The sequence below is a fragment of the Acidimicrobiia bacterium genome (genome assembly GCA_040881685.1).
Lineage (GTDB): Bacteria > Actinomycetota > Acidimicrobiia > IMCC26256 > PALSA-555 > SHVJ01.
Window position 1 is genome coordinate 18,424 of record JBBECS010000012.1, and the last position, 15,955, is coordinate 34,378.

At 67.9% G+C, this 15,955-nt stretch carries 17 protein-coding genes; 1 reads left to right on the forward strand and 16 read right to left on the reverse strand.

Going from position 1 to position 15,955, the window contains the following annotated elements; all coding sequences use genetic code 11:
• Positions 1-2: 2 nt before the first annotated feature.
• From atpA to rpiB, 10 genes are all read right to left on the reverse strand, one after another.
• The gene (atpA, locus tag WEE69_03000; GenBank protein MEX1144252.1) at positions 3-1,610 is read right to left on the reverse strand and encodes a F0F1 ATP synthase subunit alpha; all 1,608 of its coding nucleotides are present in this window, start codon (positions 1,608-1,610) and stop codon (positions 3-5) included.
• A 95-nt stretch (positions 1,611-1,705) separates the two neighbouring features.
• On the reverse strand, positions 1,706-2,227 hold the full coding sequence (gene atpH, locus WEE69_03005; GenBank protein ID MEX1144253.1) for an ATP synthase F1 subunit delta: 522 nt from the start codon (positions 2,225-2,227) through the stop codon (positions 1,706-1,708).
• A 58-nt stretch (positions 2,228-2,285) separates the two neighbouring features.
• Positions 2,286-3,044: a F0F1 ATP synthase subunit B gene (gene atpF / locus WEE69_03010; protein MEX1144254.1), complete on the reverse strand. Its 759-nt coding sequence runs from the start codon at positions 3,042-3,044 to the stop codon at positions 2,286-2,288.
• A 29-nt stretch (positions 3,045-3,073) separates the two neighbouring features.
• Positions 3,074-3,274, reverse strand: coding sequence for an ATP synthase F0 subunit C (atpE, locus tag WEE69_03015; protein MEX1144255.1), 201 nt, complete (start codon positions 3,272-3,274; stop codon positions 3,074-3,076).
• A 93-nt stretch (positions 3,275-3,367) separates the two neighbouring features.
• Complete coding sequence (atpB, locus tag WEE69_03020; protein MEX1144256.1) at positions 3,368-4,147, reverse strand: F0F1 ATP synthase subunit A; 780 nt, start codon at positions 4,145-4,147, stop codon at positions 3,368-3,370.
• Positions 4,144-4,572 (reverse strand): hypothetical protein, encoded by a 429-nt coding sequence (locus WEE69_03025; protein ID MEX1144257.1) that lies wholly within the window; start codon positions 4,570-4,572, stop codon positions 4,144-4,146. The genes atpB and WEE69_03025 overlap by 4 nt, the downstream gene beginning before the upstream one ends.
• A 20-nt stretch (positions 4,573-4,592) precedes the next feature.
• Positions 4,593-4,862, reverse strand: coding sequence for an AtpZ/AtpI family protein (locus WEE69_03030; protein ID MEX1144258.1), 270 nt, complete (start codon positions 4,860-4,862; stop codon positions 4,593-4,595).
• 118 nt (positions 4,863-4,980) lie between these two features.
• Positions 4,981-6,174 (reverse strand): MraY family glycosyltransferase, encoded by a 1,194-nt coding sequence (locus tag WEE69_03035; GenBank protein MEX1144259.1) that lies wholly within the window; start codon positions 6,172-6,174, stop codon positions 4,981-4,983.
• 84 nt (positions 6,175-6,258) lie between these two features.
• Entirely contained in the window at positions 6,259-7,515 is a 1,257-nt protein-coding gene (gene glyA, locus WEE69_03040; protein MEX1144260.1) for a serine hydroxymethyltransferase, read from the reverse strand.
• The gene (rpiB, locus tag WEE69_03045; GenBank protein MEX1144261.1) at positions 7,512-7,961 is read right to left on the reverse strand and encodes a ribose 5-phosphate isomerase B; all 450 of its coding nucleotides are present in this window, start codon (positions 7,959-7,961) and stop codon (positions 7,512-7,514) included. The genes glyA and rpiB overlap by 4 nt, the downstream gene beginning before the upstream one ends.
• A 113-nt stretch (positions 7,962-8,074) precedes the next feature.
• Between rpiB and WEE69_03050 the strand changes: the two genes are divergently transcribed.
• Positions 8,075-9,607, forward strand: coding sequence for a PD-(D/E)XK nuclease family protein (locus tag WEE69_03050; protein ID MEX1144262.1), 1,533 nt, complete (start codon positions 8,075-8,077; stop codon positions 9,605-9,607).
• A gap of 2 nt (positions 9,608-9,609) precedes the next feature.
• Here the strand turns inward: WEE69_03050 and WEE69_03055 are convergent, their stop codons facing one another.
• The 6 genes from WEE69_03055 to WEE69_03080 all read right to left on the reverse strand — a co-directional run bounded on the left by WEE69_03055 (position 9,610) and on the right by WEE69_03080 (position 15,820).
• Positions 9,610-9,834 carry a hypothetical protein gene (locus WEE69_03055; GenBank protein MEX1144263.1) on the reverse strand — a complete coding sequence of 75 codons (225 nt, stop codon included), beginning with the start codon at positions 9,832-9,834 and terminating at the stop codon, positions 9,610-9,612.
• A gap of 34 nt (positions 9,835-9,868) precedes the next feature.
• A complete protein-coding gene (gene prmC / locus WEE69_03060; GenBank protein ID MEX1144264.1) occupies positions 9,869-10,807 on the reverse strand; it encodes a peptide chain release factor N(5)-glutamine methyltransferase in 939 nt (312 codons plus the stop codon).
• Complete coding sequence (prfA, locus tag WEE69_03065) at positions 10,804-11,883, reverse strand: peptide chain release factor 1 (protein ID MEX1144265.1); 1,080 nt, start codon at positions 11,881-11,883, stop codon at positions 10,804-10,806. Before prfA ends, prmC begins: the two co-directional genes overlap by 4 nt.
• A 43-nt stretch (positions 11,884-11,926) precedes the next feature.
• Positions 11,927-13,270 (reverse strand): DUF1501 domain-containing protein, encoded by a 1,344-nt coding sequence (locus WEE69_03070; GenBank protein ID MEX1144266.1) that lies wholly within the window; start codon positions 13,268-13,270, stop codon positions 11,927-11,929.
• Complete coding sequence (locus WEE69_03075; GenBank protein MEX1144267.1) at positions 13,267-14,583, reverse strand: DUF1800 family protein; 1,317 nt, start codon at positions 14,581-14,583, stop codon at positions 13,267-13,269. The genes WEE69_03070 and WEE69_03075 overlap by 4 nt, the downstream gene beginning before the upstream one ends.
• A 76-nt stretch (positions 14,584-14,659) precedes the next feature.
• Positions 14,660-15,820, reverse strand: coding sequence for an HNH endonuclease (locus WEE69_03080; protein MEX1144268.1), 1,161 nt, complete (start codon positions 15,818-15,820; stop codon positions 14,660-14,662).
• Positions 15,821-15,955 lie beyond the last annotated feature (135 nt).

Consider the following 15,955-nt stretch of genomic DNA (forward strand, 5'->3'; position numbering starts at 1 on the left):
GGCTATTCCGTCTTGAGCGTTTTGTCGGACTCGGGATCGCCGGGCGCGTCGGCGTCGGTCGCGCTGGGGTCGGCCGCAGGTCCGGTGCCGCCACCGACCGACGCCGCGAAAGACGCCTTGAACCCCGCGACCGCCGACTCGATCGCCTCACCCACGGGAAGAGACCCCGTGTCGCGGACCTCGGACAAGAGGCCCGCGTGGCGGGTCCGCATCCATTCGAGCAGCTCGTTCTCGAACCGGCGCACCTCCGACGCGGGGATGTCGTCGAGCGCACCTGACGTGCCCGCGTAGATCGAAACGACCTGCTCCTCGACCGGCATCGGAGAGTTCAGTGGTTGCTTGAGCAGCTCGACGAGGCGCTCACCACGGTCGAGCTGTGCACGCGAGACCGCGTCGAGCTCGGAGCCGAACGTCGCAAACGCCTCGAGCTCGCGGAACTGCGCGAGGTCGAGCTTCAGCGTTCCCGACACACCCTTCATCGCCTTGATCTGCGCGGCACCGCCGACGCGGGACACCGAGATGCCCACGTCCACCGCCGGACGAACTCCCGACTTGAACAAGTCGTCGACGAGGTAGATCTGCCCATCGGTGATCGAGATCACGTTCGTGGGGATGTAGGCCGAGACGTCACCGGCCTTCGTCTCGATGATCGGCAGCGCGGTCAGCGATCCCGCGCCGCGCTCGTCGTTCAGCTTGGCGGCGCGCTCGAGCAACCGGCTGTGCAGGTAGAAGACATCGCCGGGGTAGGCCTCCCGACCGGGCGGGCGCCGCAACAGGAGTGCGAGCTGGCGGTACGACTCGGCTTGCTTGGACAGGTCGTCGTACACAACGAGCGCGTGCTCCCCGTTATCCATCCAGTGCTGCCCCATCGCGCACCCGGCGTAGGGCGCGAGGAACTTGAACACCGCCTCGTCGGCGGCCGGCGCGCTCACGACGACCGTGTACTCCATGGCGCCGTGCTCCTCGAGCGTGGCAACCGTCTGCGCGACCGACGATCCCTTCTGGCCGATCGCGACGTAGATGCACTTCACGCCCTGGCCGCGCTGGTTGAGGATCGTGTCGATCGCAACCGTCGTCTTCCCGGTCTTGCGGTCGCCGATGATGAGCTCACGCTGACCACGCCCGATGGGCGTCATCGCGTCGATGGCCTTGATGCCGGTCTGCAGGGGCTCGTGGACGGGCTTGCGACCGACGATGCCAGGTGCCTGCACCTCGAGTCGACGCGTCTCCGTGGTCGCGATCGGTCCCTTGCCGTCGATGGCCTGACCGAGGGCGTTCACGACTCGTCCGACCATGGCGTCGCCGACGGGCACCGAGAGGATGCGCCCGGTCGCCGTGACCGCATGGCCCTCCTCGACCTCGTCGGCCTCGCCGAGGATCACCGCGCCGATCGAGTCTTCGTCGAGGTTGAGCGCGAGGCCGAGCGTGCCGCCCTCGAACTCGAGCAGCTCGTTCACCGCGGTCTCGGGGAGACCCGCGACACGGGCGATCCCGTCACCCACTTCCAGGACCCGACCGACCCGCGCCGCCTCGAGCGACGGCACAAAGGACTCGACGTGCTTGCGCAGCGCCGCGGCGATGTCATCAGCGCTGATCGTCAGTTCTGCCATCTCTCCTCGCTCGCTCTCTGCGGGGCGGGATACCCGCCCCGCGGTCGTTCGCTCGCTGGCGAGCCTTCGCTCGCTTGCGCTCGCTGCGGCCGCATCTAGATGAGCTCCTTCAGCTGATCAAGGCGGTGACGGACGGAGCCGTCGATGACGGTGTCGCCGACGCGCGCAACCAGTCCGCCGAGCACCGACGGGTCGATGACCACCTTCACCTCGACGTTCTTGCCGGTCGCAGTACTGAGCGCCGCGGCAAGCCGCTCGAGCTGGCCGTCATCGAGTGGCACGGCGCTGCGCACCTCGGCCACCTCGTGCTCACGCTCGGCCGCAGCCAGCTCGACGAACCGGTTGACGATCTCGGGCAGATCGGCGGCTTGCCCGGCTGCGACGAGCATCGAGGCCAACGCGGTGCTCGTGGCGAGCGCCTTGTTGCCCATGAGCTCCTCGATCACGGCGATCCGCCGCTCTACGGGCAGCTTCGGGTCGGTGAGCCCCATGCGCAGATCGTCGGAGCTCTCGTAGGTGCGCGCCAGTCGGAACAGGTCATCTTCGACCGCAGCCAGATGACCTTCAGCGCGCGCAACCTGAAGGAGCGACTCGGCGTACGCGTCGACCTTGCTCATGGGTCGCTCCGCTGCGCCCTCCCGGCCGTCCGGCCAGGGCTCCGCTGCGCTCCCGAAGTCACTTGCTGTCTCCCACCGAGGCGATGTAGCTGTCCACGAGTGCCATCTGCGTGTCGCGGTCCAGGTTCCGCTCGACGATCCGCTCCGCCAGCTCGATGGACATCTCGCCCACGCGTTGCTGGAGATCGCTCATCGCGCGGTCGGCCGCGAGCCGGGCGTCTTCTTGCGCTCGGGCACGGATGTCGGCCGCGTCGCTCTCCGCCCGGGCCACCAGATCGCGTCGCACTTGCTCGGCCGCCTCACGCGCTTCCTCGACGATCCGGTTCGCTTCGACACGGGCGTCGCCGAGCTGCGCCTCGTACCGAGCCTTTTCCTCCTCGGCCTCGCGCCGAGCCCGCTCGGCACCCTCGAGGTCGCCGCGGATCTTCTCCTCGCGGGCAGCAAGAGCCTTCTTGAGGCCGGGGAACGCGAACTTCATCAGCGCCACGGCAACGATCAAGAACGCGATGCCACCCCAGAGCAGCTCCGGCGTGGCCGGCGAGATGATGCTCGGAGACTTCTGGCAGTCCTCGAGTGCGTTACGAAACGCGAGGTACTGATCCTTCGGCGTCGCCAGGTCGATCGCTTCCTCGGTGCAATGGAGCAAGTGCTCCCCGAACTTCTCACCCGGGTCCGCTGCGGACGCAGGCGCGGCCGCGCCGAACACCGTCATGCCGGCGAGCACACCGGCGAGCATGATCCGACGTGCGCGAAGCGGAGTCCTGACCGGACGGCCGGGAGGACGCAGCGGAGCAAACCACGGTTGTCGGATGCGCATGACGCGCTTCCTCTCTCTCGGTGTGACTGTCAGATGAACTTGAGGACGAACCCGATGAGCGCGAGCGCTTCGGCAAACGCGATGCCGAGGAACATCGTCGTGCGCACCGTGCCCTGCATCTCGGGCTGGCGGGCCATCGCCTGGATGGCCTGCCCCACGATGAGACCGATGCCCACGCCGGGCCCGATGGCTGCGAGTCCGTAGCCAACGGAACCGAGTGCGCTCTTCAGGTCGCCCGTCACGCCTTCATTGGCTTGGGCGAGGATGTGGATCACGCTCCCCACGGTGTCTCCTTCTTTGCGGTCATGAGCTCGAAACCTCGATCAGTGCTCGGGATGGGCTGCTTCGGCGATGTATACGGCGGTCAGGATCGTGAAGATGTAGGCCTGGAGCACCGACACCAAGACCTCGAACGCGGTGAATGCGACCAGGCCCAGGAAGGGCAGCGGTGCGAACGCCAGCTGGATGATCCCGCTGTTCCGGACGATCGCCAGCTCGTTCACCATGATGGCGAAGATCGTCAGCAGAACGTGCCCGGCCGTCATGTTGGCGAAGAGTCGGATGGCCAGGGAGAACGGGCGCATCAGGAAGATCGAGAAGAACTCGATCGGTACGACCAGGAACTTCAGCGCCAGCGGGACGCCGGACGGGTTTATCGCTTTCCAGATGTAACCCGGGCCTTGGTGGATGAAGCCGACCACGATGAACGTGGCCCAGCTGAGGAGCGCGAGGAACAGCGGAATCGCGAGTCGCGACGTGGCAGGAAACTGGATTCCCGGCACGATCGACCAGATGTTGATGAAGAAGATCCAGAAGAAGAGCGTCGCGAAGAACGGCGTCCACTTCTGTGCCTCTTCAGCGCCGACCGTCTGGAGGCTGACGTTCTCCTCGATGGCCACGTAGCCCATCTCGGCCACGTTCTGGATGCCCACCGGTACGAGCGCACGCTTGCGCGCACCGAGCCCGAAAATCGCGATGCAGATCGCCGTGGAGACGAACGCCATGAGCGCGGTCTTGTTGAATGCGAGTGCAGTGTTCTCGCTGAAGATCGCGCGCCAGTCGAAGATCTCGTTCAGGCTCGGGAGCAGCTCGGCGAAGATCACGACTCACCCACCCCGCTCGCAACCCGCTTGGGCTTCAACCCTGGCGACGCCAGCGAGAAGCTGACGTACCGCAGCTCCCACACGAGAAGACCGCCATACGCGAGGAGCAACGCACCGCAGAACACGGGCCAATCGACGATTTCGAGCGCCTTCACACCGGCGCCCACCGCGGTGATCAGCGCGAGCCGGCCGACGAAACCGAACAACGCGACGCCCATGAGCAGGTTCGGGTTCCGACGCGCCGCCCAGCCGAGACTGAGCGCGGCGATGAGCCAGTTGGCCACGACCACGACCACCGCAAGGGCGACCGCGGCGACCGCGTCCCAGCCTCGCCAGATTCCGACGCCGACCATGACGATCGGAGAAACGATCGCCGCGCGTCGGGCGAGGTCCAGCGCGATGCGCATCTCGATCGGGTCAGCCACGGGCTGCGCGGCGGGCGAGGTCACGCCGGGCCTCGACGGGTCCAGGGCTTGCCCGCCTCGTCGTGGGTGACCCGGTACTCGTACCGGTAGTACGCGGATGCGAACGAGGCCGCGACGCCGAACACCGCGAACAGCAAGAGGAAGATCGGACCAGTGCCCACGCGGCTGTCGAGGAACGCTCCGATGAGGCCGAAGACCACCGGCGCCGTGACCATCGCGAGCCCGTGGCTGAGGGCATCCCCGGACGGCGGGGGCACAAGCATCGGTCGCTGCCGGTGGCGGGCGTTCATGGCCCCGTCTCCCCTCTCACCCAAGCATCGGGCCGCTTGTGAATATTTTCACAATATACGAGCACCCCCGGCCGGAACAACTCCAAGGGTCCCCGCCGCGGGGTCGCGGCGCCCTCTTCTAGCCCGAACGCGCCCGGCGGCGCTCCTCGAGATCGACCACGCCCACGTCGGCCGCGAGCTCCGCGGCGCGGGCTTCCGCGGCCGCGGCGTCCTCCTCACGACGGGTCCGGACCCCGGGATGGAAGTACGTGAACAGCAGCAACCCGAGGGCGCCGAGCGCGATCGGCACCAGCGCGTTGCCTCGGTTCGTGTACGTGGGGATCAACGCGGCCGCCGAGAGCAGAGCCGTCCACAGCCAGAGGAGCGCCACCGTGCGGCGTGGCCCGTGGCCAAGACGGATGAGCCGGTGATGGAGGTGCTCGCGGTCGGCAGTCGAGAACGACTGGCGCCGCAGCACCCTTCGGAGGAACGAGAACCCGGTGTCGACGAGCGGAACCGCGAGGATCACGATCGGGATCAGCAGCGGGGCGAAGAAGAAGTAGGTCTGCCCGCTGAACTGGTCGGCGGTCCTCCCACCGACCGTGATCGTCGTGACCGCGAGGAGCAACCCGAGGAACATCGCTCCCGCGTCGCCCATGAAGATGCGCGCGGGATGCCAGTTGTGGGGCAGGAAGCCCGCGCAGATCGAAACCGCGATCACGGCGATGAGCGGTGCGATGTTGGATCCGTCGATGAGGCCGGCCTTGAAGAGGCGATCCGAGTACAAGAAGAAGGCCGTCCCCGCGATGATGACGATCCCGGCGGCGAGTCCATCGAGCCCGTCGATCAGATTCAACGCGTTGGCCAACAGCACGACGGTGAGCACCGTGACCAGCGCCGCCCAGTTCGGCGAGAGAACGACGTAGTCGTAGCTCGCGAAGGGGACTCGGAAGAACAGCATCGTCACACCGAACAACGAGAGCAGGCTGGCACTCAGGACCTGGCCCGCGACCTTCGCCGGCGGCGACACCTCGCGCAGGTCGTCGAGCGCGCCGACCATGAACATGACCCCGGCGGCGAGCACCACACCCAACGGCTCCGACGACAACGAGAACATCTCTTTGAACTGGTCGATCTGGGTGGCCACCGCGAGCGCGGCGAGGAACCCGAGGAACATGCCGGCGCCGCCCAGGGTGGGCGTCGCGTAGGCATGGACGCTGCGCGGCCCCGGGAGCGACATCGCCCCGACACGCGTGGCAATCCGGCGAATCAGGAATGTGGAGAGGAACGTGACGAGCGCGCCGACCGCGCCGACCGTCAGGTAGCCAACCATACGATTCGCTCGCTTACTGCGAGCCGGGGTACCCGGCTCGCGGCCGTGCGCTCACTGGCGAGCGCCCTGCGGGCGCCGCGGCTGTCATGAAAGCTCGGGGTAGGGGGTGAACTTCGAGCAGAGCCGGCCGGCCGCATCCTTCACGTCGTCGGCCACGGCGGTGTCGTCGACGGCCCGCAGCACGTGGGCCAGGAGCGCCGCGATCTCGACCATCTCGGGCTCGCCCATGCCCGCGGTGGTGACCGACGCGGTACCGAGCCGCAGGCCGCTCGTGACGAACGGCTTCTCGGGGTCGTTCGGGATCGTGTTCTTGTTGGTCGTGATCCCCGCTCGATCGAGCGCCTCCTGCGCGACCTTGCCGGTCACGCCAAACGGTCGGAGGTCGACGAGCATGAGGTGGTTGTCGGTGCCGCCCGACACGATGCGGAACCCCTCGGCGGTGAGCGCGTCGGCCAGCGCTGCGGCGTTGCGAACGATCTGCGCCACGTAGTCCCGGAACTCAGGCCGCATCGCTTCGAGGAAGGCCACCGCCTTGGCTGCGATCACGTGCATGAGCGGGCCACCTTGAAGGCCCGGGAACACGCTCTTGTCGATCGCGGCCGCGTACTGCTCGCGACACAGGATCGCGCCGGCCCGCGGCCCGCGGAGAGTCTTGTGCGTGGTCAACGTGACCACATCCGCGTGCGGGACGGGCGAAGGGTGCGCTCCACCGGCGACGAGTCCCGCGATGTGCGCCGCGTCGACCAGCAGGAGCGCGCCAACCTCATCGGCCACGGCGCGGAAGGCCTCGAAGTCGATGACCCGGGGGTACGCCGTCGCGCCCGCCACGATCATCTTCGGCTTGCACTCGCGCGCGATCCGCGCCATCGCGTCGTAGTCGAGGAGCTCCGTGGCATCGTCGAGGCCGTAGCCCACGAAGTTGAACAGCTTGGCCGAGAAGTTGGGGGCAGCGCCGTGGGTCAGATGACCGCCCTGGTCGAGGGGCATGCCCATGACCGTGTCGCCCGGCTCGAGAAGTGCGAAGTACGCCGCCATGTTGGCGTTGGCGCCGGAATGGGGCTGGACGTTGGCGTGCTCGGCTCCGAAGAGCTCGCACGCTCGTTGGCGGGCCAGTTCCTCGGCATCGTCGACGACGTAGTTGCCGCCGTAGTACCGCTTCCGTGGATATCCCTCCGAGTACTTGTTGGTCAGCACAGAACCCTGCGCCGCGAGCACGGCGAGCGACGTGAAGTTCTCGGACGCGATCAGCTGGATCGTCGTGTTGAGCCGTTCGACCTCGCGACGGATGACGTCGGCGATCTCCGGGTCGGTGGCCTCGAGTGCCTCAGATGGAGTGGTCACGCGCATTCCTCTTGTTCGATGGCCTTGATCTGCTCGATGCGCGGGATGTGGCGACCCCCCTCGAACTCGGTTTCGAACCACGTGCGCACGATGTCGTCGGCAAGTGCCACACCGACGACCCGGGCCCCGATCGAGAGCACGTTGGCGTCGTTGTGCAGTCGAGAGTACCGAGCTGTGTACAGGTCGTTGCACAGGGCGGCGCGCACCCCATGGACCTTGTTGGCTGCGATCTGCTCACCTTGGCCGCTGCCGCCCAGCACGATGCCACGTTCGACCCGGCCGGCACCGACCTCCCTGGCCACGGCGGCGCAGATCGGTGGGTAGTCGACCGGCTCCTCACTCGTCGTCCCGAGGTCGGTCACGTCGTGGCCGTCAGCCGCGAGGCGATCCTTCAGGTGCTCCTTGAGGGTGAAGCCGGCATGGTCGGAGCCGATCGCGATGCGCATGACCTCACATGGGCTAGGAGTGCACAGAGGGCTGGGAGTGAGACGTCGCCAGTGTAGAAGCCACCCGTCGGAGTGCCCGGGGAGATGCGTCAGGAGGTCGTTACCCTCACCTCGTGAGGTTCCCCGATGAGTCGAGCGCGCTCGAGGAGCCGATCCCGAAGGTCGCGCCGTGGTTGCTCAGCGCCGCCGACACGTTGTGCGCTCGCAGGCTCCACTCCGAGTTCACGTGTGTTCCCGGGACGAAGGATCCCTTCAACCGCGGGCGCTTGCGTGAGGTGCTGATCGACGCCGTCCGCACGTTGCACGCAACCGGGAGCATCCCGCCGACGCCCTCACATCTCGAGCCCGAAGAGCAACGCGTGCTCGAGCACGCGCTCTCGTGGTACCCACGGCTCTTCGAAGGGATCGCTGATGCGACGGTCGAGTCACCGATCGCCGAGCCGACCGAGCTCCCCCGGCGTGGCGTACGCCTCGGCGGCTGGGTGGACCTGTGCGTCGTGAGCGCCGCGGGTGGACGAGAGCTGCGTCAGCTCGCCTTTGGCGCGCGCGGCGCACCCGAGAGCCCACTCGATCTCCCCGCCATCCGCCTGGCGGTCCTCCGGCTTGCTCAGATGCATTGGGTCGAGGACGAGACACTGACGGTCGTGTGGGCCGACGTGCTCCGGGGTGCGCGGCGCGAGACGTCGGTGCGCGTTCCCGACGACCTTGCTCCGATCGCGACCTGGCTCGACGAGCGCCTCGAGGTGGTCACGTCACGGATGGACGAGTCAGCTGCCGAACCGGGTCGCGACTGCACGACGTGCGGCTTCGTGCCGCGGTGCCCGGCGCACGAGCTGCGCGGCTCGATGACGAGCCGCAAGGCGGATCGCTTCCCCTCGATCCTCGTGCTGTCGCCGACCTCGCTCGACGCGTGGCGCCGGTGCCGACGCGAGCTCGGGAACCGCGCGTTGTCCATCCCGCCGAGTGACCCGGAAGGCGGCACGGCGCACGGGCTGTACTTGCACGACATCCTGCGGTTCGTCCACCAGCAGGGATCCTGCCGTGACGAGCAGCACGTCGCCGAGATCCTCGCCATGCACGGCGCCGACGAGCGCGTGGCCGACGAGATCCGCCGGCATGTCACGAAGTGCCCGATCGACGCCGAGTCGGTCGGGCACGAGGTCGAGTGGGTGAGGACCAACCCCAAGCCACCGGTCTTCCTCGCCAGCGCTCGTCTGGACGCCGTGTGGCGCCGCGACGACGTGCTCGAGATCCGCGACTACAAGACCGGCCAACGCGCCGTCGAGATGACCGCCGACGATCCGCGGGCGCGGCTCCAGGGCTGGGTGGCCGCACCCCGCGCGGCCGCACTCGGTCTGCGGCTGCGCGTTCGCTACGAGCACCTGTCGCGCGAGGTCGACGAGGACCCCGAGCCGTGGGAGCCCGACGACGACGACCTCGCGCACGTCGACGAGGAGCTCCGGACGATGGTGGCCGAGATGCGGGCCGAGCGCGAGTGGCACGGTGTCGCCGACGAGACGATCTGCCGCTACTGCCGGTACCGCTCGATCTGCCCCGACAGCGCCGCCCCGAGCGAACCCGACTGGCCCGCGGTCACGGACCTCGCACTCGATGAACTCGAGCTCGATGGCCTCGAAGATCTCTGATGCTACGCAGCGGTGGGACGGAGATCGATCTCGAGGGTGAGCACGCCGTCGATGAACTCCCAGGACGCGTCGCCGATCATGGCAAAGTCCTGGTAGTCGAGCTCGGCCTGGGCGATGAGCTTCTGGCGCTCCGGACCCGCCACTGGGGGCAGCGGACGCTCGCGCACCGACGCGGCGCGGTCGCGGAATCGCTCGAGCATCGCATCGACATCGAGATCGTCGGCCATCACAGGTCCCCCTCCCCTTCGTGCGCGGTGGATGTCACTGTACGTGCGCGACCAAGACGCGGTCCCGATCGGTGAGATCCCGCTCGACGACGACGTCGACGAGGCCGGCATCGCGCGCCAGACCTCGCGCCTCGTCCGACTGGTGTGGCGCGAGCTCGACCACGAGCGCGCCTCCCGGCTCGAGCCACTGTGGCGCAGCGGTGACGATGCAGGCGATCGCCTCGAGCCCGGTGGGGCCGCTCACGAGCGCGAGGCGCGGCTCGTGATCGACGACCTCGCGCGGCAGCTGGTCGAGCTCGGCTTCCGCGACGTACGGCGGGTTGGTGACCACGACACGGACGTTGCCCCGTAGACGGTCCGGCAGCGCGGCGAACCACTCGCCATGAGCCAGGCGCATTCGGGTGGCACCCGCCCCTGCGCCGGCGAGGTTGGCGCGAGCCACAGCCAACGCGTCCTCGCTCGCGTCGGTGGCCCAGAACTCGGCATCCGGGAGCTCGGCCGCAAGCGCGAGCGCGATCGCGCCGGAGCCGGTACCGAGATCCACCACTGTGTACTCACCGTTCGCACCGGTCCACGGATTCGCGTGCCCGCGGCGAGCGCCGAGACGGCGTGCGATGTCGATCGCGACCTGGGCGGTCACCTCGGTCTCGGGTCGCGGGATCAGCACACGCTGGTCCACGAACAGATCGATGCCGCGGAACTCCCACTCCCCCAGCACGTACTGGAGCGGCTCGCCGGCCACGCGCCGCTCCACCATCCTCGCCACCCGCGTGGCCACCGCCTCGGTCGCGGGTTGGTCTTGGGCAGCCAGGAGATCCGCACCGCGCCGGCCCGACGCGGTCTCGACGATCCAGCGGGCCTCGGTGGCTGCCGACGCCAATCCCGCCGTTGCGAGTTGCGACTCCACCTCCCTGCGGAGCTGTTGCCAAGTTCTCTCGCTCGGCGCGTCTGAGTTGAACAGTGCCTGCTTCACGCTTCGCCGAGCTGCTCTTCTCGTTCGGCCGCGGCGAGCGCGTCGACGATCACGTCGAGGTCATCGCCGCCGGCGAGGACCCGGTCGAGCGTGACCGTCACCTTCACCCGGTGGTCGGTGACCCGGTTCTCCTTGAAGTTGTACGTGCGGATCTTCTCGGAGCGCCCGCCCCCTTTGACCTGCTCGCGACGAGCCGATGACATCTCAGCCTCGTGGCGCTCGCGCTCCTCCTGGAGCAGCCGCGATCGAAGGATGCGCAGCGCCTTGTCCTTGTTCTGGAGCTGGCTCTTCTCGTCCTGGCATGTGACGACCAGGCCAGTCGGCTTGTGCGTGATGCGAACCGCCGAGTCGGTCGTGTTGACCGACTGGCCGCCGGGACCACTCGAGCGGAACACGTCGATCTCGAGGTCCGATGGCGCGATTTCGATGTCCACCTCTTCTGCCTCCGGCAGGACGGCAACCGTGGCCGCGCTGGTGTGCACCCGACCCTGGCTTTCGGTGACGGGCACGCGCTGCACCCGGTGCGGGCCGGCCTCGTACTTGAGGCGCGCCCACGCGTCCGGCCCCTTGGCCACGAGCGTCACCTCGCGCAGTCCCCCCATGTCGGACGGCTGGCTGGAGAGGGTCTCCACCTTCCATCCCCGCCGCTTGGCGAGCCCCTCGTACATCTGAAAGAGATCGCGGGCCCAGAGGTTTGCCTCCTCGCCACCCTCTGCGCCTCGGATCTCGATGATGACGTTGCGGCCGTCGTTCGGGTCACGCGGCACGAGCAGCTCTTTGAGCTGCGCTTCCAACTCCTCCAGGCGAGCTTCCTTCTCGATGACCTCCGTGCGCAGGAAGGCCTGCATGTCTTGTTCGCCTTCGGCGGCGGACTCCTTCGCGAGCATCTCGCGCGCCTCTGCTAGTTCCGATTCGGTCGCGCGGTAGTCGCGGTAAGCATCGACGACCGGCTTGAGCTCTGCGTGACGGCGACCCGCCTCGCGCGACGCCGCCTGGTCACCCGACGCGTAGATCTCGGGCAGGCGCGACTCGAGCTTCTCCAGCTCGGTCTCGAAGTCGGGAAGGTGCTCGAACACGCACCCAGGGTATCGACCTGTCTCGGTCGCTCTCGTCGCCGCGCTACTCGAACATGGGAAATGCCTTGTAGTCATCGCCGAGGACAGGAGTGGTGTCCTCGACACCGAGCCAACGCAAACCACTCGCGTAGTGCCGACGGAAGTCGTCGGTGTGACGAAGGTTTCCGTCCTCATCCAGGTGTGTCAGCGAGGCTGGCTCGCCGTAGCGACCGCCCTTCACCTTCGGACCGACCACGAAATGAACATTGGCCGTGCCGTGGTCGGTGCCGCTGCCGTTCTCTTGCGGACGGCGCCCGAACTCCGACACCGTCATGAGCACGACCCTGTCCGCGACCTGCTGGTCGGCGCTCTTGTCGAGCGCAGAGAAGAAGCCGTCGATGCCCTCGTCGAGCTGTTCGAGCAGGACGGGATGACGCTCGGCCTGGCCTTGATGCGTGTCGAAGTCGCCAACGCCGTTGATGTACACGATGCGCGGTCGAGCCGGTGACTGCACCAGCTCTGCCGCGAGCAGCAGCGAGTCGCCAACGCTCGTGTCCTGGTATCCAGGCCTTCCAGGTCCCCGCTCCGCGCGCGACGTCGGTGATCGTGCTGCACTCGATTCCGGCTCCAGGGAATGGTCAAGCTTCGTGCGAGCCTTCACGGTGAGGCCGACCGCGCGCTGCACCTGGCCGACGAGGGTCGTTGTGTCCACGTGCGCGGGCTTGACGTCACTCCAGGCCGCGATGAGGTCATCGACGTCCTGCCCTGTCGAGTCCAGCCACGCCGGCACACGGGGCTGGAGACCGCTGGCGTCGGCGATCGTGGTGGCGAACGACGCACGCCCGATGAGCGCGGGCGACGGCCCGGGTCCGATGCTGATCGCGGCGAGCGGATCGTCGAAGCCCACGGTGCCATCGAGATAGGCGCCGAGCCATCCTCCGCCGCCGGTACCGCCCTTCGCTGACCACCAGATCGCGAACGACCCGAAGTGCGAGAGGTCGGCGTCGTCGTATCCAAGTCCCTCGATGACGGCCACGTGCCCGTTCCCGTACCGGCTCGCCAGCTTCGGAAGGCTTGGGTGCAAGCCGACCTCGCCGTCGAGATCGATGGCGTCGGTGACTCCCAGCGTGGGGCGCAGGTCGCGGTAGCGACCGTCCTGGAGGGGCACGACCGTGTTGAGCCCATCGTTGCCGCCGCCCAGCTCCACGATGACGAGCGTGTGACCATTCGTGTCGGCGTTGACCTGGCCGACGCGCGTCGACGCGGCAGCGGGCGTGTCACCCAGCTTCCCCTCCGAAAGCCCGCCCCACACCGACAGCCCGTACCCCGCGCCGACAGCGGTCGCGGTGCCGACGCCGAGCCGGCGGAGGAAGTCGCGCCGCGAAGGGTGCTTGGAGGCGGAAGTCATGCGAGTGCGAACTCCGGAGACATGGCGGCCAGCGCGAATTGGCGACCGGGATCGCGCTCGCGCTCGAGCAGCTGACGCGTCGACGCGTCGACGTCGAAGATGCCGAAACGTGCGAGCAGCGAATCGACGTCACCGGCGGACTCGGGCGCTCCCGCGAGCACGTTCAAGAGGTCGAAAGCGTGCACGAGCTGGTGTGGCCCCAACAGCAGTGGGCCCTCGGGGAAGCCGCCGACGTTGGGTGGGACGAAGGGGATGAAGCCCACCGTGCGAAGCGCCTCACCTCTTCCATTCGCTTGCGCAGAGCTTCTGTTCGTCTGCGTGGCGCGCTTGCGCATGGCGCCCAGATCGACCGTCAGGCCCCCACCGGCTTGCACGATGCCAACGAGCTTCTCGACGGGGGTGCGCACCCGCGAGCGCACGGCATTGTTGGACGTGAACGCGGGCTCGGCCGCGATCGCTTCGACCAACCTCATGATCGACCAATCACGTGCGAACGCGTCACCCAGTCGTTTCGCGTCGCCGTCGTCGGGGTCGAGGCCAACGAGCTCGCGGTAGAGCTTCGTGGCGATGAACCGACCGGTCGCAGGGTGCTCGAGGATCACGTCGAGCGCGCTGTCGAGATCGAACGCGCCGCGCTGACCGAGCAGCTCCTTGTCACCGCCGTCGTGCCGATTGCGGATGAAGATGGAGCCCCATGGCGCGGCTCCGAGCTCGGCCAGGCGACTCGAGAAGGGGCGCCCTTGCACGTTGACGACCCAACCGCTGAACGCGCGGGACGCCTCCACCACGTCGACCTGCTTGTAGCCGCCGCCGATGCCCAGCGTGAACAGCTCGAGGCACTCACGCCCGAAGTTCTCGTTCACCTGCCCGACGGCGTTGCTCGTCCCATCGAGGTACACGAGCATCGCCGGGTCCTTCGCCATCGCGGGGAGAAGGTCGGCGAACGATCCGGTGGCGTGCGCACGAACGGTCGCGTGCTGCTGGTGCATGAGGTATGGGATCCGCACCTTGGCGATGCTCGTCGCGAAGTGGTCGTGCCAGAACCAGACCAGGCGCTCCTCGATCAGTCGCGGGCTCGTGCTCATCTGGTCGAGCCACCACGCGATCGTCTCGGCGATCTCGATCGGCTGCTGCTCGTCATACGACGAAGGTGGATCCATCGGCGGCAGCGTGGGGGGAGCCGCCACCGACAGATCCAGGGCGCGAGCAACTGCCGCGTCGGGCGACTCGAGCTCGGCGACCAGCTCGGGGTGGACCCCCATCGACAGCCGTCGGACTACATGCGAGATGCGCTCGCGCTTGCTGACGCTCACAAGACGAATCCTCGCGTCGGGATGTGATGGAACCGTGAAGTTGGGCTGATGGGTGGGTCAGGGAAGGCAACGGGCGTCACGGCGGATCGGGTCCGTTGCCGGGCGGCACGAGATTCCAGCTCTGGGCAGTGCCAGTGACCTTCCAACCCTGGTTCGTCTTGAGCCGGTGGTGGTGCCAACAGAGGCGCCAGAGGTTGGACTGCTCGGTGCGACCACCTTCGCTCAGGGGCACGACGTGGTCGATCTGGAGATTGAAATCGGCGTCGCAGCCCTCGACACCGCACACCGGGTACTGCTGCTCGAGCCACGCCGTGAGCAATGGCGGGTAGTACCGCTTGTTGGTGGAGTACTCGGGCAGATCGTTCGGGTCGGCCGGGATCTCGCGGACCTTCGCCTCGACGAGCATCCGCTTGGCGATCATGACCGGGATCGGACCGATGCCCGGGATCTCGCACCGCTCACCGCGCGCCGCGTACCCACGATCGGCGACGGCGGCGTCCATGACCAATGTGGCCCCAGTGGCCTTGCGGGGCCCGCTCGTGATCAGCGAGTGGAGCGCGTCGGCGGCATAGGCCTCGCGCGACTCACGACGGCCCGCCGCGCGAGCCTCGCGAAAGATCAGATCCGTCTCGGCGTCGATCGCCGCGTTGACCTCCGCTCCCTTGTCGGGGCTCATGCGCCAGATGCCGCACGTCGACGCGTCGGCATCGACCCACGTTCGCAACGAACGCGTGTCGTGCAACCGCTGGGCCCACGCCGCATCATCTGCTTCCGCGCCGGCGCGCACACGCCGACATCGGTCGCGCAAGCCCTTCAGCGAGATGCCACGCTTGGCCTCAGCGACCAGCGCGGCTTCCGCGCTCGGGTCCTGACGCGCCGCACCGGCGATCTCGTGCGCCTGGACCTCGGACAACCGTCCCGCCCTGAACGCCGCATCGGTCGCCGGCAGCTCTACCAACGCGTCGACTGTGGCCAGCGCGCGCTCGGCAGCAGCGACGGGCACGCCACTTTTCCGGGCCAGCCACTCGGCGGCCGAACGCGAACCGCTGTCGCGGTACGCGAACGTTTCATCCACCCGCTTGGCCGCAAGCGCCTTGGCCGCGGCACAGGCATGCTCGCCCCGCGCGAAGCGCTCCACCGCCCGCACCGCACCTCGAGCATCGAGCAGACCCGGCTCGAAGTCGCGCACCTCAGCCTCGATCGTGGCGATCGCGGTCTCGAGTGCTGCGAAGTCCACGGCTTCGTCCTTCGTGATCGACCAGCCGGCATGGCCAGGCTGGGAGCCCTGAGGGCTCATTCGGAAGGCAGGACGTCAGGCTCGTCCGCGAAGCTCTGGCGGAGAGTATACGAACATATGTTCGCTCTTGTCAAG